General features: G+C 73.0%; 2 protein-coding genes. Both read left to right on the top strand.

Annotated features, from left to right (window positions below; genetic code table 11):
• The first annotated feature begins 32 nt into the window (after window positions 1-32).
• The gene (locus ABEA43_RS26935; RefSeq protein WP_345566016.1) at window positions 33-10445 is read left to right on the top strand and encodes an SDR family NAD(P)-dependent oxidoreductase; all 10413 of its coding nucleotides are present in this window, start codon (window positions 33-35) and stop codon (window positions 10443-10445) included.
• A gap of 18 nt (window positions 10446-10463) precedes the next feature.
• Window positions 10464-25667, top strand: coding sequence for an SDR family NAD(P)-dependent oxidoreductase (locus ABEA43_RS26930; protein WP_345566015.1), 15204 nt, complete (start codon window positions 10464-10466; stop codon window positions 25665-25667).
• Window positions 25668-25683 lie beyond the last annotated feature (16 nt).

The following is a 25683-nucleotide window of genomic DNA, read 5'->3' as shown; positions in this document are numbered from 1 at the left end:
ACTCCCGGTAATTGTGAAGGTGTGAACATCAGATGGCGAATGACGAAAAGCTCCGCGATTATCTCAAGCGCGTGACCACCGATCTGCACCACACCCGCAGGCGGCTGGCCGAGGCCGAGGCGAGCAGGCGTGAGCCGATCGCGATCGTGGGCATGGCCTGCCGTTTCCCCGGCGGTGTCGGCTCACCCGAGGAGCTGTGGCGGCTGGTCGCCGACGGTGTCGACGCGATCGGCCCGTTCCCGGAGAACCGGGGGTGGGCGCTGCATGAATTGTTCGACCCGGACCCTGACGCGATCGGGAAGACGTACGCGAAAGAGGGCGGCTTCCTTTATGACGCCGACCGGTTCGACGCTGATTTCTTCGGCATCAGTCCGCGCGAGGCGCTCGCCATCGACCCGCAACAGCGGCTGCTGCTGGAAACGTCATGGGAGGCGGTCGAGCGCGCCGGCATCGACCCGGCCGTGCTGCGCGGCAGCCGTACCGGGGTGTTCGCGGGCGTCATGGGCCAGGAGTACGCCTCGCTCTGCCACACCGGCGAGGAGGGCATCCAGGGGCACCTGCTGACCGGCACCACGCTCAGCGTCGCCTCCGGGCGCATCTCGTACACGCTCGGGCTTGAGGGCCCCGCGGTCACCGTGGACACCGCGTGCTCGTCGTCGCTGGTGGCGCTGCACCTCGCGGTGCAGGCGCTGCGCAACGGCGAGTGCGGCCTCGCCCTGGCGGGCGGCGCCACCGTCATGGCGGGCCCGGGGATGTTCCTGGAGTTCAGCCGCCAGCGCGGGCTCGCGCCCGACGGCCGGTGCAAGCCGTTCTCGGACGCGGCCGACGGCACGGCGTGGGCCGAGGGCGCGGCGGTGCTGGTGCTGGAGCGGCTGTCGGACGCGCTCGCCAAGGGGCGTCGCGTGCTGGCGGTCGTCCGGGGCAGCGCGGTCAACCAGGACGGGGCCAGCAACGGCCTGAGCGCGCCGAACGGCCCCTCGCAGCAGCGGGTGGTCCGTGAGGCGCTGGCGTCCGCGGGACTGCAGCCGTCGGACGTGGACGCCGTCGAGGCGCACGGCACGGGCACCACGCTGGGCGACCCGATCGAGGCCCAGGCTCTGCTCGCCACCTACGGCCAGAACAGGGAGACGCCGCTCTGGCTCGGCTCGGTCAAGTCGAACCTCGGCCACACCCAGGCCGCCGCCGGCGTCGCCGGGGTCATCAAGATGATCCAGGCCATGCGGTACGGCCTCCTCCCCAAGACCCTGCACGTGGACGCCCCCAGCCACCACGTGGACTGGGCGGCCGGAGCCGTCAGCCTGCTCACCGAGCCCACCCCGTGGCCCGAGCTCGACGACGACCGGCCGCGCAGGTCGGCCGTGTCCTCCTTCGGGATCAGCGGCACCAACGCCCACGTCATCCTCGAAGCGGTCTCCCACGAGGAGGCCGAGCCGACGGCCGCCGACGGCCCGATCCCGTGGACGCTGTCGGCCAAGAGCGAGCAGGCGCTCCGCGACCAGGCCGCCCGCCTGGCCGGCCACCTGGACGCGCACCCCGAGCTGTCCCCGGCCGACGTGGGTTACACGCTGGCCACCACCCGCAGCCGCTTCCCCTACCAGGCGGCCGTGGTGGGCGCCACGCGTGCGGACTTCGAGGAGACCCTGCGCGCCCTGGCCGACGGGCAGCCCGCGGTCGGCCTCACCCTCCACCAGCCGCCGCCGTCCGGCAAGACGGCGTTCCTGTTCACCGGGCAGGGCAGCCAGCAGTCCGGCATGGGCGCCGACCTGTACCGCACCCAGCCCGTCTTCGCCGAAGCGCTCGACGAAGTGTGCGCCGTGATAGACCCGCACCTCGACCGGCCGCTCAGAACCGTCATGTTCGAGGCCGTGCACAGGGGCCTGCTCAACGACACGCGGTACACCCAGCCCGCGATCTTCGCCTTCCAGGTCGCCCTGCACCGCCTGCTCACCCACCACGGCATCGCCGCCGACTACTACGCGGGCCACTCGCTCGGCGAGATCACCGCCTCCCACCTCGCAGGCGTCCTCAACCTCCAAGACGCCGCCCGCATGGTCACCACCAGAGCAGCCCTGATGGCCAGCCTGCCGCCCGACGGCGCGATGACGGCGGTCACGATCACCGAGGACGAGCTCCGGCCGTACCTGACCCAGGACGTGTCCGTCGCGGCCGTCAACACGGCCACGTCGCTGGTGATCTCCGGGCACCACGAGCCGGTCCAGGCCCTGACCGTGACGCTGGCCGAGGCCGGGTACAAGACCCGCCCGCTCAACGTCCAGAACGGCTTCCACTCCGCCCAGATGGAGCCCGTCGCCGACCGGCTCACCGTGGCGCTGGACGACTTCGACTACCAGCCGCCGGCCATCCCGATCGTCTGCAACCTCACCGGCCGCCTCGCCGCGGACGACGACCTGCGCACCGCCGCGTACTGGACCCAGCACCTCCTGCGGCCGGTCCGCTTCGCCGACACCCTGAGCACCCTTCAGGAGCTCGGCGTGACCACGTTCGTGGAGCTGGGCCCCGACGCCGCGCTCACCCCGCTGGCCGCGCAGGCCGGTCACGCCATCCCCACCAGGAGCCAGCGCAGGCCGGAGACCACCACCCTGGCCACCGCGCTGGCCCAGCTCCCCGCCGACCCGGGCACGCTCTACCCCGGCGCCCACCCCACCGCGCTGCCCACGTACGCCTTCCAGCACCAGTCGTTCTGGCTCGCGCCCGCGCAGAACGGCGGCAATCCCGCCAGCCTGGGGCTGGCCGCCACGAAGCACCCCATCCTGCACGCCACGGCGGACCTGCCCGACGGCAGCCACCTGTTCACCGGCCGCATCACGCTGCACGACCAGCCCTGGATCGCCGAGCACGCCATCCACGGCACCCTCATCTTCCCCGGCACCGGCTACATCGACCTGCTCCTGCACGCCGCCCACCACATCGGCTGCGACCAGATCGAGGAGCTGACGCACTACGTCTTCCTGTCGGTGTCGGAGGGCGAGGCCCGCAGCGTCCGGCTCGTGATCGGGGCCGACGACCGCGACGGCAAGCGCTCGTTCACGGTGCACTCCCGTCCGGAGGACGCGTCGGAGGACGGCGAGTGGACGCAGCACGCGGCGGGCGTCATGGCGAAGACCGAGCAGGCGCCCCGCGTCATCGAGGGCCAGTGGCCGCCGGCCGGCGCCGTCCCCGTGGACCGGGAGGAGCACTACGAGCGGCTGGCCGGGACCGGGCTCGGGTACGGGCCGCTGTTCCTCGGCATGCGCGCGGCGTGGCGGGCGGGAGAGTCGTACTACGCGGAGGTGTCGCTGCCCGAGGGGGCCGACCCCGGCGCGTACGGCATCCATCCGGCGCTGCTGGACTGCGCCATCCACCCGATCGTGATCGACTCGGCGCAGAGCGGCGTGCGCGGTGACGGGCCGGGGCAGGTGCTGGTGCCGTTCTCGTGGGGCGGCGTGTCCCTGTACGCCACCGGCGCGACGACGCTGCGGGTCCGGCTCGACTACATCGGCAAGGACACGCTGCGGCTGACGATCACGTCGCCGACCGGCGCCCCGGTGGCGGCGATCGACTCGCTGACCGTGCGCGCCGTGTCGACCAAGCAGATGGACGCCTCCCGCGAGAACCCGCTCTACGAGGTCGCGTGGAAGGAGGTCACGTCGCCGGAGCCGGTCGAGTCCGTCGTGCTCGACGACTTCACCATGCTGGAGAACGCCCCCGAGGTCATCGTCGTCCCCCTCCACAGCACGGACGGCGACCACCTCGACGCCACCCACGCGCTGGCCGAACGCGCCCTGCGCCTGATCCAGGACTTCCTCGCCGACGAACGCCTGGCCGGCTCCCGCCTGGTCCTCGTCACCCAGGGCGCCATCGCGACCGGCCCGGACGACGTCATCACCGACCTGGCCGCCGCCACCGTCTGGGGCCTCGTCCGCACCGCCCAGAACGAGCACCCCGGCCGCTTCCAGATCCTCGATGTGGACCAGCCTGGCCACGACGGCTGGATCAGCGACGAGCCGCAGGCCGCCGTCCGCGCCGGCAAGCTGCTCGTGCCGCGCCTGGCCAAGGTCGCCGAGTCGGACCCGGTCCCCGTCACGCTCGACCCCGGCGGCACCGTCCTGATCACGGGCGGCACGGGCGCGCTGGCCGGTCTCCTCGCCCGGCGGCTCGTCACCCGGTACGGCGTCCAGCACCTGCTGCTGGTCAGCCGGCGCGGCCAGGACGCCCCCGGCGTGGCCGGCCTGACGGAGGAGCTGGAAGCGCTCGGCGCCCAGGTCACCGTCGCGGCCTGCGACACCGCCGACCGCGACGCCGTGGCCGCCCTCCTGGCGACGATCCCGGCCGAGCGCCCGCTGACCGCCGTCTTCCACACCGCGGGCGTCCTGGAGGACGCCACCGTCGACGCCCTCACCCCTGACCAGCTGCACGCCGTACTCAGGGCCAAGGTGGACGCCGCCTGGCACCTGCGCGAGCTGGCGGGCGACCTCGACGCGTTCGTCCTGTACTCCTCGATCGCCGGCCTCATCGGCAACGCCGGCCAGGCCAACTACGCCGCCGCCAACACCTACCTCGACGCCCTCGCCCACCAGGCAAAAGGCACCTCGCTCGCCTGGGGACTGTGGGACACCGGCATGGGCGCGACCCTGGACGCCGGTGACACCGGCCGCCTGGCGCGCACCGGCCTGCTGGCCATGCCGGCCGAGACCGGGCTCGGCCTCCTCGACGCCGCTCTGACCAGCGGCCGCACGCTGCTCGCCCCGGCCAAGCTCAACACCCGCCCGTCGGGGTCGAGCGCGCCGCCCGCGCTGCTGCGCGACCTGGTGCGCACCGCCCGCCGCACCGTGGACAGGACCGCGGGCTCGGGCGCGCCGCTGCAGCAGCAGCTCGCCGGGCTCGGCCCCGACCGGCAGCGGGAAGTGCTGCTCGGCCTGGTACGCGGCCACATCGCCACCGTGCTCGGCCACGCGAACCCGGAGGGCGTCGACGCCAAGCGGACGTTCCAGGACCTGGGCCTGGTGTCGCTGACCGCGGTCGAGCTGCGCAACAGCCTGACGGCCGCGAGCGGGATCCGGCTGCCCGCGACGTTGGTCTTCGACTATCCGACGCCGGCCGCGCTGGTCGAGTACCTGCGTGACGAGCTGGTCGGGGAGATCGGCGAGGAGGCCGAGGTCGTGGCGGCACCGGTCGCGCAGGGCGACGACGCCGACGCGATCGCGATCGTGGGGGTCGGCTGCCGCTTCCCCGGCGGGGTGCGTTCGCCCGAGGAGCTGTGGCGGCTGATCGCCGACGGGACCGACGCGATCGGGCCGTTCCCGACGAACCGCGACGGCTGGGACATCGACGAACTCTACGACCCGGACCCGGACGCGATCGGCAAGACGTACGCGCGAGAGGGCGGCTTCCTCTACGACGCCGACCAGTTCGACGCGGGGTTCTTCGGCATCAGCCCGCGTGAGGCGCTGGCCATGGACCCGCAGCAGCGTTTCATGCTGGAGACCTCGTGGGAGGCGCTGGAGCGGGCGGGGATCGACCCGGCCACGCTGCGCGGCAGCCGTACCGGCGTGTTCGCGGGCGTCGTCGGCCAGGAGTACGTCTCGCTCTGCCACACCGGCGACGAGGGGATCCAGGGCTACCTGCTGACCGGCAACCACATCAGCGTGGCCTCGGGCCGGATCGCGTACTGCCTCGGGCTCGAAGGCCCGGCGATCACCCTGGACACGGCCTGCTCCTCGTCGCTCGTGGCGATGCACCTCGCGGTGAAGGCGCTGCGCAACAGGGAGTGCGAGCTGGCGCTGACCGGCGGGGCCACGATCATGTCGGCGCCGGGGATGTTCCTCGAGTTCAGCAAGATGCGCGGGCTCGCTGCCGACAGCCGGTGCAAGAGCTTCGCCGACGCGGCCGACGGCACGGCGTGGGGCGAGGGCGCGGCGATGGTCGTGCTGGAGCGGCTGTCGGACGCGCGGGCGAACGGGCGGCCCATCCTGGCGGTGATCCGCGGCAGCGCGGTCAACCAGGACGGCGCGAGCAACGGCCTGAGCGCCCCGAACGGTCCCGCGCAGCAGCGGGTGATCCGCCAGGCGCTGGCCGACGCCCGCCTGACGGCCGCCGACGTGGACGCCGTCGAGGCCCACGGTACGGGCACCTCGCTCGGCGACCCGATCGAGGCGCAGGCGCTGCTGGCCACGTACGGCCGGGCGCACGAGCCGGAGACGCCGCTGTGGCTGGGCTCGATCAAGTCCAACATCGGCCACACGCAGGCCGCCGCGGGCGTCGCCGGGGTCATCAAGATGGCCCTGTCGATGCAGCACGGGCTGCTGCCCAGGACGCTGCACGTGGACGCGCCCAGCCACCACGTGGACTGGGAGGCCGGCGGGGTCAGCCTGGCCACCGAGCCGACCCCGTGGCCGGAGCACGACGACCGGCCCCGCAGGGCGGCCGTGTCCTCGTTCGGGATCAGCGGCACCAACGCCCACCTCATCCTCGAAGCCCCGCCCGCCCGGCAGGCGCACCGGACGCCCGATCAGGACGGCCCCATCCCCTGGGCGCTGTCGGGCAAGACCGAGCAGGCGCTGCGTGACCAGGCCGCCCGCCTGGCCGACCACCTGGACGCGCACCCGGACCTGTCACTGGCCGACGTCGGTTACGCGCTGGCCACGACCCGCGCCAAGTTCCCGCATCAGGCGGCGGTGGCCGGTGCGACGCGCGAGGAGTTCGGGGAGGCGCTGCGCGCCCTGGCCGGCGACCTGCCCGCGCCGAATCTCACCGTCCACCAGCCGACCGGCAAGACCGCGTTCCTGTTCACCGGGCAGGGCAGCCAGCAAGTCGGCATGGGCGCCGACCTCTACCGCACCCAGCCGATCTTCGCCGAAGCGCTCGACGAAGTGTGCGCCGTAGTAGACCCGCACCTCGACCGGCCGCTCAAAACGGTCATGTTCACCGACGCCGACGCACTCAACGACACCCGCTACACCCAGCCCGCCATCTTCGCCTTCCAAATCGCCCTGCACCGCCTGCTCACCCACCACGGCATCACCGCCGACTACTACGCAGGCCACTCCCTCGGCGAAATCACCGCCTCCCACCTCGCAGGCGTCCTCAACCTCCAAGACGCCGCCCGCATGGTCACCACCAGAGCAACCCTGATGGCCAGCCTCCCCCCGGACGGCGCCATGACCGCCGTCACCATCACCGAACAAGACCTCCAGCCCTACCTCACCCCCGACGTCTCCATCGCCGCCATCAACACCGCCACCTCCCTCGTCATCTCCGGCCACCGACACCCCGTCCAAACCCTCACCGCGACCCTGGCCGACGCCGACTACAAAACCCGCCCCCTCAAGGTCCAGAACGGCTTCCACTCCACCCAGATGGAACCCATCGCCGACCAGCTCACCGCAGCGCTCAACGACTTCGACTACCAGCCACCAACGGTCCCGATCGTCTGCAACCTCACCGGAGACCTGGCCACCGACAACGACCTGCAAACCGCCGCGTACTGGACCCAACACCTCCTCCGCCCCGTCCGCTTCGCCGACACCCTCACCACCCTCCAGGAACGCGGCGTCACCACCTACCTGGAGCTCGGCCCCGACGCCGCGCTCACCCCCCTGGCCGCCCAGGTCGGCCAGGCCATCCCCACCCGCACCCAGCGCAAGCCGGAGACGATCACCGTGGCCACCGCGCTGGCCCAGCTGCGCGCGAACCCCGAGACCCTCTACCCCGGCGCCCGCCCCGCCCCCCTGCCCACCTACGCCTTCCAGCAGGAGCGGTACTGGCTCGACCACCTCCCCCAGCCGGCCGGCGACCGCAACCTGAACCACCCGCTGCTGCACACCGCGATCCGGCTCCCCGACGGCAGCCACCAGTTCACCGGCCGCGTCTCGCTGAAGGACCACCCGTGGTTCGACCAGCACGCGGTCCACCACACGGTGATCCTGCCCGGCACGGCCTACATCGACTTCCTGCTGCACGCCGCGCACCACGTCGGCATGACCCACATCGACGAGCTGACCCACCACGCGTTCCTGGCCATCCCCGAGGACACCGCGAGAGTCCTGCACGTGACCGTCAGTCCCGCCGAGGAAGGGCGGCAGGCGTTCACCGTCCACTCCCGTCAGCAGGACGAGGAGGAGTGGATCCACCACGCCAGCGGCTGCTTCACCACCCGCGAGCCCACCAGGGTCACGCCTCCTGCCGCATGGCCGCCGGAGGGCGCGGTGGCGGTGGACGTCGCGGCGCACTACGAGTCGATGGGCGAGCGCGGCTACCACTACGCGCCGCCGTTCCGCGGCATGAAGGCCGCGTGGCGGGCCGGCGACGACATGTACGCCGAGGTCGAGCTGCCCGAGGACCATCACGGGACCGCGCGCAGGTTCGGCATCCACCCGGCGCTGCTGGACTGCGCGCTGCACCCGATGACCCTGCTGTACGAGGACCAGGTGCGGCTCCCGTTCGCGTGGACCGGGATCGAGCTGCACACGCCGGGCGCCACCGCGCTGCGGGTGCGGATGGAGCACACCGCGCCCGACACCATGCGGATCACCCTCACCGACCCGTGGGACGCGCCGGTGGTGAGCATCGAGAGCCTGATCGTGCGGCGCACCTCCGCGCAGCAGATCCCCAGCTCTGCCGGGCAGCAGCCGCTGTACGAGCCCCGCTGGGCCGAGGCGGGCCGCCCGGTGGAGACGCCGGGCTCGTGGGCGGTCGTCGGCCCGGATACCATCACCACCGACGTCCCGACATATCCGGACCTGGCCGCGTTGCTGGCCGCCGGACCCGCCCCCGAGGTCATCGTCGTCCCCGCCCACGGCCAGGACGGCGACCACCTCGAAGCCACCCACGCCCTCGCCGAGCGCACCCTGCGCCAGGTCCAGGACTTCCTCGCCGACGACCGGCTCACCGGCTCCCGCCTGGTCTTCAACACGCGGGGCGCCATCGCGACCGGCCCCGGCGACCCCGTCACCGACCTCCCGGCCGCCACCGTCTGGGGCCTCATCCGCACCGCCCAGAACGAGCACCCGGGCCGCTTCTCCATCGTGGACGCCGACCGGCCCGAGCCGATCATCACCTCGGAGCCGCAACTGGCCGTCCGTGGCGACCGGATGCTCGCCCCGCGGCTCGCCAAGGTCACCGAGTCCGACGCCGTGCCCGTCACGCTCGACCCCGAGGGCACGGTCCTCATCACCGGCGGCGGCGGCGAGCTGGCCGGTCACCTGGCCCGCCACCTCGTCACCTGGTACGGCGTCGGCCACCTGCTCCTGGCCGGCCGCCGCGGCCCCGACGCCCCCGGCGTGGCCGGGCTGACCGAGGAGCTGGAAGCGCTCGGCGCCCAGGTCACCGTCGCGGCCTGCGACACCGCCGACCGCGACGCCCTGGCCGCCCTGCTCGCCGCCATCCCGGCGGACCGGCCGCTGACCGGCGTGTTCCATCTGGCCGGCGTGCTCGACGACGCCACGGTCGGCGCGCTCACGCCCGATCAGCTCCACGCCGTGCTGCGGGTCAAGGCGGACACCGCCTGGCACCTGCACGAGCTGACCGGGGACCTGGAGGCGTTCGTCGTGTACTCCTCCGTCGCCGGGCTCATCGGCAACCCGGGGCAGGCCAACTACGCCGCCGCCAACACCTACCTCGACGCGCTCGCCCACCACCGCGGCGGCATCTCCCTGGCCTGGGGCCTGTGGGACGCCGGCATGGCGGCGACGCTCGGCTCCGGCGACACCGGCCGCCTGGCCCGCACCGGCATACTCCCGCTCTCGATCGAGGCCGGGCTCGGCCTCCTCGACAAGGCGCTCACCAGCGGCCGTTCCCTGCTGGCGCCCGTCAGGCTGGACACCTCCGCCCTGCGCACGCGGGCCGCGTCGGGCACGGTCGCGCCGGTGTTGCGCGATCTGGTCCGCACGGGACGCCGTACCGGGGAGCAGGCCGCCGCGTCGAGCGTGCCGCTGCGGCAGCAGCTCGCCGGGCTCGGCGGTGACCGGCGCAGGGACGTGCTCCTCGACCTGGTACGCAAGCAGATCGCCGCGGTCCTCGGACACGGGAACCCGGAGGCGATCGACGTCGAACGCGGCGTGCTCGACATGGGGCTCGACTCGCTCACCGCGGTCGAGCTGCGCAACAACCTGGGCACGGCGGCGGGAGCGCGGCTCCCCGTCACGTTGATCTTCGACTATCCGACGCCCCTGGCCCTGGCCGAGCACCTGGACGGCGTCGTCGCGCCGGACGAGCAGGCCGCCGGCGCCGCCCCGGCCACGCAGCCCATCATGGCCGAGCTGGACCGGCTGGAGTCGGGCCTGGCCGCGGTGCCCGCCGGGACGCGACCCGAGGTCGCGAGCCGGCTGCGCGAGCTGCTGTTCCAGCTCAACGAGCCCCAGAACAACGCCATGAACGCGCAGAGCATCGAGTCTGCGGCGGACGACGAGATCTTCGACTTCATCGACAACGCGCTCGGCCTGTCCTGAGTTAAGGAAACGAATTCCATGTCGAACGAGGAAAAGCTTCGCGGCTATCTCAAGCGGGTGACCACTGACCTGCAGCGCACCCGGCAGCTGCTGGCCGAGGCCGAGGCGGCCAGGCACGAGCCGATCGCGATCGTCGGCATGGCCTGCCGCTTCCCCGGCGGGGCCGGGTCGCCGGAGGACCTGTGGCGGCTGGTCGTGGACGAGGTCGACGCCATCGGCCCGTTCCCGACGCGGCGGGGCTGGAACCTCGACGAACTGTTCGACCCGGATCCTGACGCGTTCGGCAAGTCGTACGCGAGGGAGGGCGGGTTCGTCTATGACGCCGACGGGTTCGACGCGGAGTTCTTCGGCATCAGCCCGCGCGAGGCCATCGCCATCGACCCGCAGCAGCGGTTGTTGCTGGAGACCTCGTGGGAGGCGATCGAGCGGGCCGGGCTCGACCCGACCTCGCTGCGCGGCAGCAGGACGGGGGTTTACGCGGGGGTCTCTGCGCAGGAGTACGTCTCGCTGACGAACCCGGGCAACGACGACGTCCAGGGGCATGTGCTGACGGGCACCACGGTCAGCGTGGCCTCCGGGCGGATCGCGTACACGCTCGGGCTCGAAGGGCCCGCCGTGTCGGTGGACACGGCCTGCTCGTCCTCGCTGGTGGCGCTGCACCTGGCGGTGCAGGCGCTGCGTAACGGCGAGTGCGGGCTGGCGCTGGCCGGCGGCTCTACGATCATGGCCGCGCCGGGGATGTTCCAGGAGTTCAGCCGCCAGCGCGGGCTCGCGCCCGACGGGCGGTGCAAGGCGTTCGCCGACGCGGCCGACGGCACGGCGTGGGGCGAGGGCGCGGCGATGGTCCTGCTCGAACGGCTGTCGGACGCGCGGGCGAACGGGCATGACATCCTGGCCGTCGTCCGGGGCAGCGCCGTCAACCAGGACGGCCGCAGCAGCCAGCTCACCGCCCCGAACGGCCCTTCGCAGCAGCGCGTGATCCGCCAGGCGCTGGCCGACGCGCAGCTCACCCCGCCGGACATCGACGCCGTCGAGGCGCACGGCACCGGCACCAGCCTCGGCGACCCGGTCGAGGCCCAGGCCCTGCTCGCCACCTACGGCCAGAACAGGGAGACCCCGCTCTGGCTCGGCTCGGTCAAGTCGAACATCGGCCACACCCTGGCCGCCGCCGGCCTGGCCGGCGTCATCAAGATGGTCCAGGCCATGCGGTACGGCCTCCTCCCCAAGACCCTGCACGTGGACGCCCCCAGCCGGCACGTGGACTGGGAGGCCGGAGCCGTAAGCCTGCTCACCGAGCCGACCCCGTGGCCCGACCATGACGACCGGCCGCGCAGGTCCGCCGTCTCGTCCTTCGCCATCAGCGGCACGAACGCGCACGTCATCCTCGAAGCGGTGTCCCCGGCCGGCCGGGAGCCCTCGATCACCGACGGCCCGGTCTCCTGGACCCTGTCGGCCAAGACCGAGCAGGCCGTCCGCGACCAGGCCGCCCGCCTGGCCGAGCACATCCGGGAGCACCCCGAGCTGTCCTTGACCGACGTCGGCTACAGCCTGGCCACCCGCACCCGCTTCCCCTACCGCGCCACCGTCGTCGGCAGCACCCGCGAAGAGCTCTTGGACCAGCTCGACGCCCTGCCCGAGCCCACCACCGTGCCACCAGGCAAGACCGCGTTCCTGTTCACCGGCCAAGGCAGCCAGCAAGCAGGCATGGGCGCCGACCTCTACCGCACCCAGCCGATCTTCGCCGAAGCACTCGACGAAGTGTGCGCCGTAATAGACCCGCACCTCGACCGGCCGCTCAAAACGGTCATGTTCACCGACGGCGAGGCCCTCAACGACACGCGGTACACCCAGCCCGCCATCTTCGCCTTCCAAATCGCCCTGCACCGTCTGCTCATCCACCACGGCATCACCGCCGACTACTACGCAGGCCACTCCCTGGGTGAGATCACCGCCTCCCACCTCGCAGGCGTGCTCAATCTGGAAGACGCCGCCCGCATGGTCACCACCCGCGCGGCGTTGATGGCCAGCCTGCCACCGGACGGCGCGATGACCGCCGTCGCCATCACCGAGCAGGAGCTACGCCCCTTCCTGACCCCCGAGGTGTCGATCGCCGCCGTCAACACGGCCACTTCCCTGGTCATCTCCGGCCACCGAGACCCAGTCCAGGCCCTGACCACGACGCTGGCCGAAGCGGGCTACAAAACCCGCCCCCTCAAGGTCCAGAACGGCTTCCACTCCACCCAGATGGAACCCATCGCCGACCAGCTCACCGCAGCGCTCGACGACTTCGACTACCAGCCACCCACGGTCCCGATCGTCTGCAACCTCACCGGCGACCTGGCCACCGACAACGACCTGCAAACCGCCGCGTACTGGACCCAGCACCTCCTACGCCCCGTCCGCTTCGCCGACACCCTCACCACCCTCGGCGACCTCGGCGTGACCACGTACCTCGAACTCGGGCCGGACGCCACGCTCACCCCCTTGGCCGCCCAGGCGGGCCACGCCATCCCCACCAGAAGCCAGCGCGCACCGGAGACCACCACCCTGGCCGCCGCCCTGGCCCAGCTCTCCACGAACCCCGGCCCCCTCTACCCGGGCGCCCGCTCCACCACGCTCCCGACGTACGCCTTCCAGCACCAGTCGTACTGGTTCACCGCCCCCCAGACCGGCGGCGACCGCAACCTCAGCCACCCGCTGCTGCACACCGCGACCCAGCTCCCCGACGGCAGCCACCACTTCACCGGCCGCGTCTCGCTGAACGACCATCCCTGGCTCCGCCGGCACGCCGTCCACGACACCGTCGTCCTGCCCGGCACGGCCTACATCGACTTCCTGCTGCACGCCGCGCACCACATCGGCTGCGACCAGATCGACGAGCTCACCCACCACGCGTTCCTGGCCATCCCCGAGGACACCGCCAGAACCCTGCACGTCACCGTCAGCCCCGCCGACGACGGCCGCCGCGCCTTCGCCGTCCACTCCCGGCGGCAGGACGAGGACGAGTGGACCCCCCACGCCGGCGGTTACCTCACCACCAGCGAGCCCGTCCCTGCCACGCCGCCGGCCGTCTGGCCGCCGGAGGGCTCGACGCGGATCGACCTCGACGGCCTGTACGACCGGCTGAGCGATCGCGGCTACCACTACGGCCCGCCCTTCATGGGGCTGCGGGCGGCGTGGGAGCTCGGCGACGACGTCTACGCCGAGATCGACCTGCCCGAGGACCAGCACGACCTCGCCCGCAAGTTCGGCATCCACCCGGCCCTGCTGGACAGCGCGCTGCACCCTTCCGCGCTGCGCGCGCTGACCGATGGCCAGGTGAGCCTCCCGTTCACCTGGAGCGGCGTGTCACTGCACGCGGCGGGTGCCACGAGCCTGCGGGTACGGGTGTCGACGATCGGCAGGGACGTGGTCGCGCTGGCGATCACGGACGCGTCCGGCGCGCCGGTGGCCACGATCGGGACTCTCACCTCCCGCGTGGTCTCCGCCGGTCAGGTCGCCACGACCGCCGAGTCCCTCTACGGGATGGAGTGGACGTCGCTGCCGGCACCGGAGCCGGTCGAGTCCGTCGTGCTCGACGACCTCACCACCCTGGAGAACGCCCCCGAGGTCATCGTCGTCCCCCTCCACAGCACCGGCGAAGACCACCTCGAAGCCACCCACGCGCTGGCCGAACGCGCCCTGCGCCTGATCCAGGACTTCCTCGCCGACGAGCGGTTCGCGGACTCGCGGATGGTCTTCGTCACCCAAGGCGCCATCGCCACCGCCCCCGACGACGTCATCACCGACCTGGCCGCCGCCACCGTCTGGGGCCTCGTCCGCACCGCACAGAACGAGCACCCGGGCCGCTTCTCCGTCATCGACGTGGACCAGAACGGCCACGACGGCTGGATCACCGGCGAGCCGCAGGCCGCCGTCCGCGCCGGCAAGCTCCTGGTCCCCCGCCTCGCCAAGGCCGCCCCCGCCGGCACGACGCCGCTCTCCCTGAACCCCGGCGGCACGGTCCTGATCACCGGCGGCACCGGCGCGCTCGGCACCCACCTGGCCCGCCACCTCGTCACCCACTACGGCATCCGCCACCTGCTCCTGGCCAGCCGCCGCGGCCCTGACGCCCCCGGCCTCGCCGACCTGGAGTCGCTGGGCGCGCAGGTCACCGTCGCGGCCTGCGACACCGCCGACCGCGACGCCGTGGCCGCCCTCCTGGGGACGATCCCGGCCGACCGCCCGCTGACCGCCGTCTTCCACACCGCCGGCGTCCTCCAGGACGCCACCGTCGACGCCCTCACCCCGGACCAGCTCCACGCCGTGCTCCGGACCAAGGTGGACGCCGCCTGGCACCTGCACGAGCTCACCGGCGACCTCGACGCGTTCGTCCTCTACTCCTCCATCTCCGGCCTCGTCGGCAATCCCGGCCAGGCCAACTACGCCGCCGCCAACACCTACCTCGACGCCCTCGCCCACCGCTATGGAGGCGTGTCCCTCGCCTGGGGACTGTGGGAGGCCGGCATGGGGGCCGCGCTGGACGCGGCGCAGGTGTCGCGTACCGGCATCGTGCCCTTCGCCCCCGAGACCGCGCTCGGCCTGCTCGACACCGCGCTCGCCGCCGGGCGGTCCTGCCTGGCGCCCGTCCGGCTGGACGCCTCCGTGCTGCGCGCGCAGGCCGAGGGCGGGACGATCGCGCCGGTGCTGCGGGATCTGGTCCGTACGGCACGCCGTACCGGAGAGCGGGGATCCTCCCTCGCGGACCGGATGGGGGCGCTGGACGCGGGCGCGCGGGAAGGCTTCCTCCTTGAGGTGATCAAGGAGCAGGCGGCCGCCGTGCTCGGGCACGGCTCGGGTGCGTCGATCGACTCCGAGCGGTCGTTCCAGCAGATGGGGTTCGACTCGCTGATGTCGGTGGACCTGCGCAACCGGCTCAACACCGCCACCGGGCTGCGGCTGCCCGCCACGACCCTGTTCGACTATCCCACCGCCGACGCGTTGGCCGGTCACCTGCGCGACCAGTTCGCGGACACCGCTCCCGCGCCGGCGCCCGTCGCCGTGACCCGCGCGCCCGCCGTCGATGACGATCCGATCGCGATCGTCGGCATGGCCTGCCGCTACCCCGGCGGGGTGGCCTCGCCCGAGCAGCTCTGGCGGCTGCTGGCCGACGGTGTGGACGCCACCGGCCCGTTCCCCGGCAACCGGGGCTGGTCCGTGACCGACCTGTACGACCCGGACCCGGACGCCGCCGGCAAGACCTACGCCCGCCGGGGCGGCTTCCTGTACGACGCCGACCGGTTCGACCCGGCGTTCTTCGGCATCAGCCCGCGTGAGGCCGTCGCCATCGATCCGCAGCAGCGGCTGTTGCTGGAGACCGCCTGGGAGGCGATCGAACGGGCCGGCATCGATCCGGTCGCGTTGCGCGGCAGCCGTACCGGGGTGTTCGCGGGGTTCGCCGGGCAGGAGTACGCGACGCTGTGCGACGTCGGTCCCGAGTCGTCGGCCGGGTATCTGCTGACCGGGATCGCGGGGAGTGTGGCGTCGGGGCGGGTCTCGTACACGCTGGGGCTTGAGGGTCCCGCGGTCACCGTGGACACGGCCTGCTCGGCTTCGCTCGTGGCCATGCACCTGGCGGTGCAGGCGCTGCGCAGCGGGGAGTGCGACCTGGCGCTTGCCGGGGGCGCGACCGTGATGGCGAGCCCGGGGATGTTCCTGGAGTTCAGCCGCCAGCGCGGGCTCGCGCCCGACGGGCGGTGCAAGCCGTTCGCGGACGCCGCCAACGGGGTGGCGTGGGGCGAAGGCGCCGGGCTCGTGCTGCTCGAACGGCTCTCCGCGGCCCGCGCCAACGGGCATCCGGTGCTGGCGCTGGTCCGGGGCAGCGCGATCAACCAGGACGGGGCCAGCAACGGCCTCACCGCCCCGAACGGCCCTTCGCAGCAGCGCCTGATCGGTCAGGCGCTGGCCGTCGCCCGCCTCGCGCCGAGCGACATCGACGCGGTGGAGGCGCACGGCACGGGCACGATGCTGGGTGACCCCATCGAGGCCCAGGCCCTGCTCGCCGCCTACGGCCAGAACAGGGAGACCCCGCTCTGGCTCGGCTCGGTCAAGTCCAACCTCGGCCACACGCAGGCCGCCGCCGGGGTGGCCGGGGTCATCAAGATGGTCCAGGCCATGCGGTACGGCCTGCTGCCCAAGACCTTGCACGTGGACGCTCCCAGCCACCACGTGGACTGGACGGCCGGCTCGGTCAGCCTCCTCACCGAGCCCACCCCGTGGCCTGAGCACGATCGGCCGCGCAGGTCGGCCGTGTCCTCCTTCGGGATCAGCGGCACCAACGCCCACCTCATCCTCGAAGCGGTCCCCCAGGACGAGGCCGAGCCGACGGCCGCCGACGGCCCGATCCCGTGGACGCTGTCGGGCAAGACCGAGCAGGCCGTCCGCGACCAGGCCACCCGCCTGGCCGAACACGTGCGCACACACCCCGAGCTGTCCCCGGCCGACATCGGCTACAGCCTGGCCACCCGCACCCGCTTCCCCTACCGCGCCACCGTCGTCGGCGCCACCCGCGAAGAACTCCTCGCCCAGCTCGACGCCCTACCCCAGCCCACCACCGTGCCACCAGGCAAGACCGCGTTCCTGTTCACCGGCCAAGGCAGCCAGCAAGCCGGCATGGGCGCCGACCTCTACCGCACCCAGCCCGTCTTCGCCGAAGCGCTCGACGAAGTGTGCGCCGTAGTAGACCCGCACCTCGACCGGCCGCTCAAAACCGTCATGTTCACCGACACCGACGTACTCAACGACACCCGCTACACCCAGCCCGCCATCTTCGCCTTCCAAATCGCCCTGCACCGCCTGCTCACCCACCACGGCATCACCGCCGACTACTACGCAGGCCACTCCCTCGGCGAGATCACCGCCGCCCACCTCGCAGGCGTCCTCAACCTCCAAGACGCCGCCCGCATGGTCACCACCCGAGCGGCATTGATGGCCAGCCTCCCCCCGGACGGCGCCATGACCGCCGTCACCATCACCGAACAAGACCTCCAGCCCTACCTCACCCCCGACGTCTCCATCGCCGCCATCAACACCGCCACCTCCCTCGTCATCTCCGGCCACAAAACCGCCGTCCAGGCCCTCACCGCGACATTGGCTGAGGCGGGCTACAAAACCCGGCCCCTCAAGGTCCAAAACGGCTTCCACTCCACCCAGATGGAACCCATCGCCGACCAACTCACCCAAGCGCTCAACGACTTCGACTACCAGCCACCCACGGTCCCGATCGTCTGCAACCTCACGGGCGAGCTGGCCGCCGAAAACGACCTGCAAACCGCCGCGTACTGGACCCAGCACCTCCTCCGCCCCGTCCGCTTCGCCGACACCCTCACCACCCTCGGCGACCTCGGCGTGACCACGTACCTCGAACTCGGGCCGGACGCCACGCTCACCCCCCTGGCCGCCCAGGCGGGCCACGCCATCCCCACCAGGAGCCAGCGCGCACCGGAGACCGCCACCCTGGCCGCCGCCCTGGCCCAGCTCTCCACGAACCCCGGCGCCCTCTACCCGGGCGCCCGCTCCACCACGCTGCCCACCTACGCCTTCCAGCAGCAGTCGTACTGGCTCACCACGACCAGCACCGACCTGACCGCCACCGGCATGCAGGCGGTCGAGCATTCCGTCCTGCGGGCCGTGACCCGGCTCCCCGACGACGGCTACCTGTTCACCGGCCGCATCACCCCGCACGACCAGCCCTGGGTCGCCGACCACGCCGTCCACGACGCCGTCATCCTGCCCGGCACCGCCTACGTGGACCTGCTCCTGCACGCCGCGCACCACATCGGCTACGACCAGATCGACGAGCTCACTCTGCACGCGCCCCTGGTCGTCACCGCCACCCACCAGCTCAACCTCACCGTCCAGCCGGCCGACGACGACCGCCGCGCGTTCACCGTCCACTCCAGGACCCAGGACGACGACGAGTGGACCCACCACGCCACCGGCCATCTCGGCATCGACGGGGCGGCTGCGCCTGAGGTCCTGGCCACCTGGCCGCCCGAGGGCGCGTCGAGCGTGGACATCGACGACCTCTACGCGCACCTGTCGCTCACCGGCCTGCAGTACGGGCCGCTGTTCCAGGGGGTCGGGGCCATCTGGCGGGACGGGGAGACCGTCTACGCCGAGGTCGCGCTGCCCGAGGACGCGGACGTGTCGCGGCACGCCATCCACCCGGCGCTCCTGGACGCCGCGCTGCACCCCGCCGTGCTGGCGATCCAGGACGGCGACGACGGGTTCGGCGCCGCCCGGATGCCGTTCGCGTGGACGGGGATCGCGCTGCACGCGACCGGGGTCACCGCGGCGCGGGTGCGCATCCGGCGTACCGGTGCGGAGACCGCGGCGCTGACGTTGCACGATCGGGACGGCGCGGTCGTCGCGGAGATCGAGTCGCTGACGGGACGGCCCGTCACCGCCGGCCGGCCGGCGTCGGACCCGGTCTACCAGGTCGAGTGGACCGAGACGGCCGCGGACGCCGACCCCGCCCCGTGGGTCGTGCTCGACGGCGACCTGGCCGCACTGGAGGACCCCGCCGATATCATCGTCGTCCCCAGCCACGGCTCGGCGGGCGACCACCTCGAAGCCACCCACGCGCTGGCCGAGCGGACGCTGCGGCTGCTCCAGGAGTTCCTGGCCGATGAGCGGTTCGCGGACTCGCGGATGGTCTTCGTCACCCAGGGGGCCATCGCGACCGGCCCCGGCGACCCGATCACCGACCTGGCCGCCGCCACCGTCTGGGGCATGGTCCGCTCGGCGCAGAGCGAGCACCCGGGACGCTTCCACCTCGTGGACACCGACGAGCCCCGGCAGGTGACCGTCCCGGCGGAGCCGCAGGTGGCGGTGCGTGACGGCAGACGGCTCGTCCCGCGCCTGACCAAGGTGACGGGACCCGGCGCGGCCCCCGTCACGCTGGACCCGGACGGCACCGTACTGATCACCGGCGGCACCGGCGCGCTCGGCACCCACCTGGCCCGCCACCTCGTCACCCACTACGGCATCCGCCACCTGCTCCTGGCCAGCCGCCGCGGCCCCGACGCCCCCGGCATCGCCAACCTGGTGTCGCTCGGCGCGCAGATCACGATCGCCGCCTGCGACACCGCCGACCGCGACGCCCTGGCCGCCCTGCTCGACACCATCCCGGCCGAGCACCCGCTCACGGCCATCTTCCACACGGCCGGCGTGCTGCAGGACGCCACCGTCACCAGCCTCACCCCCGACCAGCTCCACACCGTGCTCCGCGCGAAGGCGGACCCGGCCTGGCATCTGCACGAGCTGACCGGCGACCTGGACGCGTTCGTCCTGTACTCCTCGATCGCCGGGCTGCTCGGCGGCCCGGGCCAGGCGAACTACGCCGCCGCCAACACCTATCTCGACGCCCTCGCCCACCTCGGCAAGGCCACGTCGCTGGCCTGGGGCCTCTGGGACACCGGCATGGGCGAGTCGCTCGACACCACCAGGATGGCCAGGAGCGGCCTCCTCCCCATGCCCGCCGACACCGCGCTCGCCCTCCTCGACACCGCGCTGGCCACCGGCCGTCCCCTCGTCGTCCCCGCCAAGCTGAACACCTCGGCCGTACGCGATCACGACCTGCTGCGCGGCCTGGTCCGGCCCGCCGCCCGCCGTGGCGCGGCCACCCGGCAGAGCACGGGATCGGTGACCGACCGGCTCGCCGGCCTGGGCGCGGCCGAGCAGGAACGGTTCCTGCTCGACCTGGTGACCGGCCGGCTCCGCGAAGTGCTCGGGTACGCGCCGGGCACCACCGTCGACCCCGACGGCGGCTTCCTCGACGTGGGACTCGACTCGCTGATGGCGGTCGAGCTGCGCAACCGGCTCAACGCCGCCACCGGGCTGCGGCTGCCCGCCACGATCCTGTTCGACTACCCGAGCTCCGCGGCCCTCGCGGCGCACCTGCGCGGCATCCTCGTCGCCACGACCACAGCGGCCCCCGTCGCCGCCGCGCGTGCCGCGGTCGCCGGCGACGACCCGATCGCCATCGTCGGCATGGCCTGCCGCTACCCGGGCGACGTCGACTCGCCCGAGGACCTGTGGCGGCTGGTCACGGAGGCCGCCGACGCGACGGGGCCGTTCCCCGACAATCGCGGCTGGCCGCTGGCCGACCTGTACGACCCCGACCCCGACGCCCTCGGCAAGAGCTACGCCTCCCGCGGCGGCTTCCTGTACGACGCCGACCGGTTCGACCCGGCGTTCTTCGGCATCAGCCCGCGCGAGGCCACCGCCATCGACCCCCAGCAGCGTCTTCTCCTGGAGACCGCCTGGGAGGCCATCGAACGGGCCGGCATCGACCCGGCCACGCTGCGCGGCAGCGCCACGGGCGTGTTCGCCGGGATCATGTACGACGACTACGCGACCCGGATGTTCCAGCAGTCGCCGAGCGAGTTCGAGGGCTATCTCAGCACCGGCAGCGCGAGCAGCGTGGCGTCGGGGCGCATCTCCTACACCTTCGGCTTCGAGGGCCCGGCCGTCACGATCGACACGGCCTGCTCCTCGTCCCTGGTCGCCATGCACCTGGCCGCGCAGGCGCTGCGCAACGGGGAATGCGACCTGGCGCTGGCCGGCGGCGCGACCGTGATGGCCACGCCGAGCATCTTCGTCGAGTTCAGCCGCCAGCGCGGGCTCGCGGCCGACGGGCGGTGCAAGAGCTTCTCCGACACGGCCGACGGCGTGGCCTGGGGCGAGGGCGCGGGTCTGCTCCTCCTGGAGAAGCTGTCCGACGCCCGCGCCAACGGCCATCCGGTGCTGGCGATCGTCCGGGGCAGCGCGATCAACCAGGACGGCCGCAGCAGCCAGCTCACCGCACCCAACGGCCCGTCCCAGCAGCGCGTCATCCGCCAGGCCCTCGCGAACGCCTGCCTCACCCCCGCCGACGTGGACGCCGTCGAAGCCCACGGCACCGGCACCACGCTGGGCGACCCCATCGAAGCCCAGGCCCTCCTCGCCACTTACGGCCAGGACCGCGAGGTCCCGCTATGGCTGGGGTCGGTCAAGTCGAACATCGGCCACACCCAGGCGGCCGCCGGCGCGGCCGGGGTCATCAAGATGATCCAGGCCATGCGGTACGGCCTGCTCCCGCCCACGCTGCACCTCGACGAGCCCAGCCGGCACGTGGACTGGGAGGCCGGCGCGGTCAGCCTGCTCGCCGAGCCCACCCCCTGGCCCGAGCACGATCGGCCGCGCAGGTCCGCCGTCTCCTCCTTCGGGATCAGCGGCACCAACGCCCACGTCATCCTCGAAGCGGTCCCCCAGGAGGATGCCGAGCCGACGGCCGCCGACGGCCCGATCCCCTGGATCCTGTCGGGCAAGACCGAGCAGGCGCTCCGCGACCAGGCCGCCCGCCTGGCCGACCACCTGGACGCGCACCCCGAGCTGTCCCCGGCCGACGTCGGCTACGCCCTGGCCACCGCCCGCGCCCAGTTCCCGCATCAAGCGGCGCTGGTGGGCAGCACCCGCGAGGACTTCCGGCAGACCCTGCACGCGCTGGCCGACGACCGGCCCGCGCCGAACCTCACCCACCACCAGTCCCCGCCCCCCGGCAAGACCGCGTTCCTCTTCACGGGTCAGGGCAGCCAGCAGTCCGGCATGGGTGCCGACCTCTACCGCACCCACCCCGTCTTCGCCGACGCGCTCGACGAAGTGTGCGCGGCGCTGGACGCCCACCTGGAACGGCCGCTGAAGACGATCATGTTCGACGCGGCCTGCACGGAGGAGCTCAACGACACCCGCTACACCCAGCCGGCCGTCTTCGCCTTCCAGATCGCCCTGCACCGGCTGCTCACCCACCACGGCATCACCCCCGATTACCTGGCCGGGCACTCGCTCGGCGAGATCACCGCCTCCCACCTGGCCGGCGTGCTCAACCTGGAAGACGCGGCCCGCATGGTCACCACCAGGGCCGCCCTGATGGCCACGCTCCCGCCGGACGGCGCCATGACCGCGGTCACCATCAGCGAGCAGCAGCTGCAGGCCTATCTGACTCCTGAGGTGTCCATCGCCGCCGTCAACACGCCCAGCTCGCTGGTCGTCTCCGGCAGCGGGGAGGCCGTACGGGCGCTGACCGCGACCCTGGCCGAGGCCGGGTACAAGACCCGCCCGCTCAACGTCCAGCTCGGCTTCCACTCCACCGAGATGGTGCCGATCGCCTCCCGGCTCACCCGGGCGCTGGAGGACTTCGACTACCGGCCGCCCGCCATCCCGATCGTCTGCAACCTCACCGGCGATCTGGCGACCGGCGCCGAGCTGCAGACCGCCGACTACTGGACGCAGCACCTGCTGGAGCCGGTCCGCTTCGCCGACACCCTGTTCACCCTGCACGGGCTGGGCGTGACCACGTACCTGGAGCTGGGGCCCGACGCCACGCTCACGCCGCTCGCGGCCACCCAGGTCGGCCACGCCATCCCGACCAGGAGCCAGCGCAAGCCGGAGACGACCACCCTGGCCACCGCCCTGGCCCAGCTCCGCGCGAACCCGGCGACCCTCTACCCCGGCGCCCGCTCCGTGGCGCTGCCCACCTACGCCTTCCAGCGGGACAGGTACTGGCTCAACAGCACCGCCACCGGCGGCGACCCCGCCAGTCTCGGGCTGGCGGCCACCACCCATCCCATGCTGCACGCCACGGCCGACCTGCCCGACGGCAGCCACCTGTTCACCGGCCGCGTCACCCGGGACGAGCAGCCCTGGGTCGCCGACCACGCCGTCCACGACACCGTCATCCTGCCCGGCACCGCGTTCGTGGACCTGCTCCTGCACGCCGCCGCGCACGTCGGGTCCGACCGGATCGGCGAGCTCACCCTGCACGCCCCGCTGGTCGTCACCGCGACCCACCAGCTCAACCTCGCGATCCAGCCGCCGGAGGAGGAGCGCCGCGCGTTCACCGTCCACTCGCGCACGCAGGACCAGGACGAGTGGACCCTGCACGCCACCGGCCATCTCACCGCCGGGCAGGCCGCGCCGCCGCACGCCCCCACCACCTGGCCGCCGCAGGACGCCACCCCGATCGACCTGGACGACCTCTATCTGGGGCTGTCCGGCGTCGGTATGCACTACGGACCCGCGTTCCAGAACCTGGACGCGGCCTGGCGGCACGGCGACGACGTGTACGCGGAGGTCAGGCGGGACGGGGCGGGGTTCGACCTCGATCCCATGCTCCTGGACGCCGCGCTGCACCCGCTGGCGCTGACCGGCGACGGGTCGATCCGGCTGCCGTTCTCGTGGAGCGGGGTCCGCCTGTACGCGACGGGGGCCGACCGGCTCCGCGTGCGCCTGACCGTCGCCGGTGAGGACGCCGTGTCGATGACCGTGCACGACGCGTTCGGGGCGCCGGTGGCCGTGGTGGAGGAGCTGGCCACGCGCCGGATCGTGCCCGGCCAGTTCGGGGAGCCGGCGCTGCGGAACTCGCTGTTCGAGGTCACCTGGCAGCCGGTCGCGGCCTCCGATGGCGCGGAGCCGGGCTCGGTGGCGGTGCTGGGCTCGTACGCGGCCATGCCCGATGTACCGAAATATCAGGACCTTGCGGCTCTCCTGGACGCCGGCCCCGCCCCCTCGGTCATCGTGGTCCCCAGCCACGGCACGGACGGCGACCACCTCACGGTCACCCACGCGCTGGCCGAGCGGACGCTGCGCCTGGTCCAGGACTTCCTGGCGGAGGAGCGGTTCGCGGACTCGCGGATGGTCTTCGTCACCCAGGGGGCCATCGCGACCGGCCCCGGCGACCCCATCACCGACCTGGCCGCCGCCACCGTCTGGGGCCTGATCCGTTCCGCGCAGAACGAGCACCCGGGACGCTTCCACCTCCTGGACGCCGGCGAGCCGGCCGAGGTGACCGGCACCCGGCCCCAGCTCGCCGTGCGCGACGGCAAGCAGCTCGTCCCGCGCCTGACCAAGGCCGCCGAGCACGACGCGGCCCCCGTCACGCTGAACCCGGACGGCACCGTACTGATCACCGGCGGCACCGGCGCGCTCGGCACCCACCTGGCCCGCCACCTCATCACCGGCCACGGCGTCCGCCACCTGCTCCTGGCCAGCCGCCGCGGCCCCGGCACCCCCGCCGCCAGCGAGCTGACCGCCGAGCTGACGGCACTCGGCGCCGAGGTCACCATCGCGGCCTGCGACGTCTCGGACCGCGCCGCCCTGGCCGCCCTCCTGGACACGATCCCCGCCGACCGCCCCCTCACCGGCGTCTTCCACACCGCGGGCGTCCTGCACGACACCACCATCACCGCGCTCACCCCCGACCAGCTCCACACCGTGCTCAGGACCAAGGCCGACACCGCCTGGCACCTGCACGAGCTCACCGGCGACCTCGACGCCTTCGTCCTCTACTCCTCCATCTCCGGCCTCCTCGGCAACCCGGGCCAGGCCAACTACGCCGCCGCCAACACCTACCTCGACGCGCTCGCCCACCAGGCGAAAGGCATCTCGCTCGCCTGGGGGCTGTGGGAGGCGGGCATGGGCCAGGATCTCGACACCGCGCGGCTGGCCCGCGGCGGCGTCCTGCCCATTCCCACCGACACCGGGCTCGCCCTGCTCGACGCCGCGCTGGCCACCGGACGGCCGCTGCTCGCCCCGGCCAAGCTCAACACCGCCGCCCTGCGCGATCACGACCTGCTGCGCGGCCTCGCCCCCGCCCGAACCCGGACGACCGCGGCCGCCGGGCTGGCCGACCGGCTGGCGGGCAAGGACACGGCGGAGCAGACGGAGCTGCTCCTGGAGTTCGTACGGGCGGAGGCGGCGGCCGTGCTCGGGCACGCCGCGCCCGACCAGGTGGCGCCCGACCGCGGGTTCCTGGACCTGGGCCTCGACTCCCTCACCGCGGTCGAGCTGCGCAACCGCCTGAGCACCGGAACCGGGCTGCGGCTGCCCGCCACGCTCCTGTTCGACTACCCGACGCCGTCGGCCATCGTCGACCACCTGCGCGCCGAGCTGTGCCAGGAGGAATCCGACCCCGAGTCGGGCCTGCGCGCCGCGATCGCCGCGATCCCGCTGGCCCGGCTGCGGGAGGCGGGCCTGCTGGACGTGCTCGCCGAGCTCGCGGGCGCGCCGACCGGCACAAGTACCAGTGCGTCGACCGGCTCTGCGGCCGACGCGTCCATAGCGTCCGCGGACGCTCTGGACGCGATCAGGACCGCAGACGTCGACGACCTCATCAACCTCGCGCTCGGCACGGCCGACGCCTGACGCACCAAGGACGGTC

Origin of the sequence: Nonomuraea rosea (assembly GCF_039539705.1) — a bacterium.
Lineage (GTDB): Bacteria > Actinomycetota > Actinomycetes > Streptosporangiales > Streptosporangiaceae > Nonomuraea > Nonomuraea rosea.
This window is presented reverse-complemented; position numbering and strand designations above follow the sequence as displayed.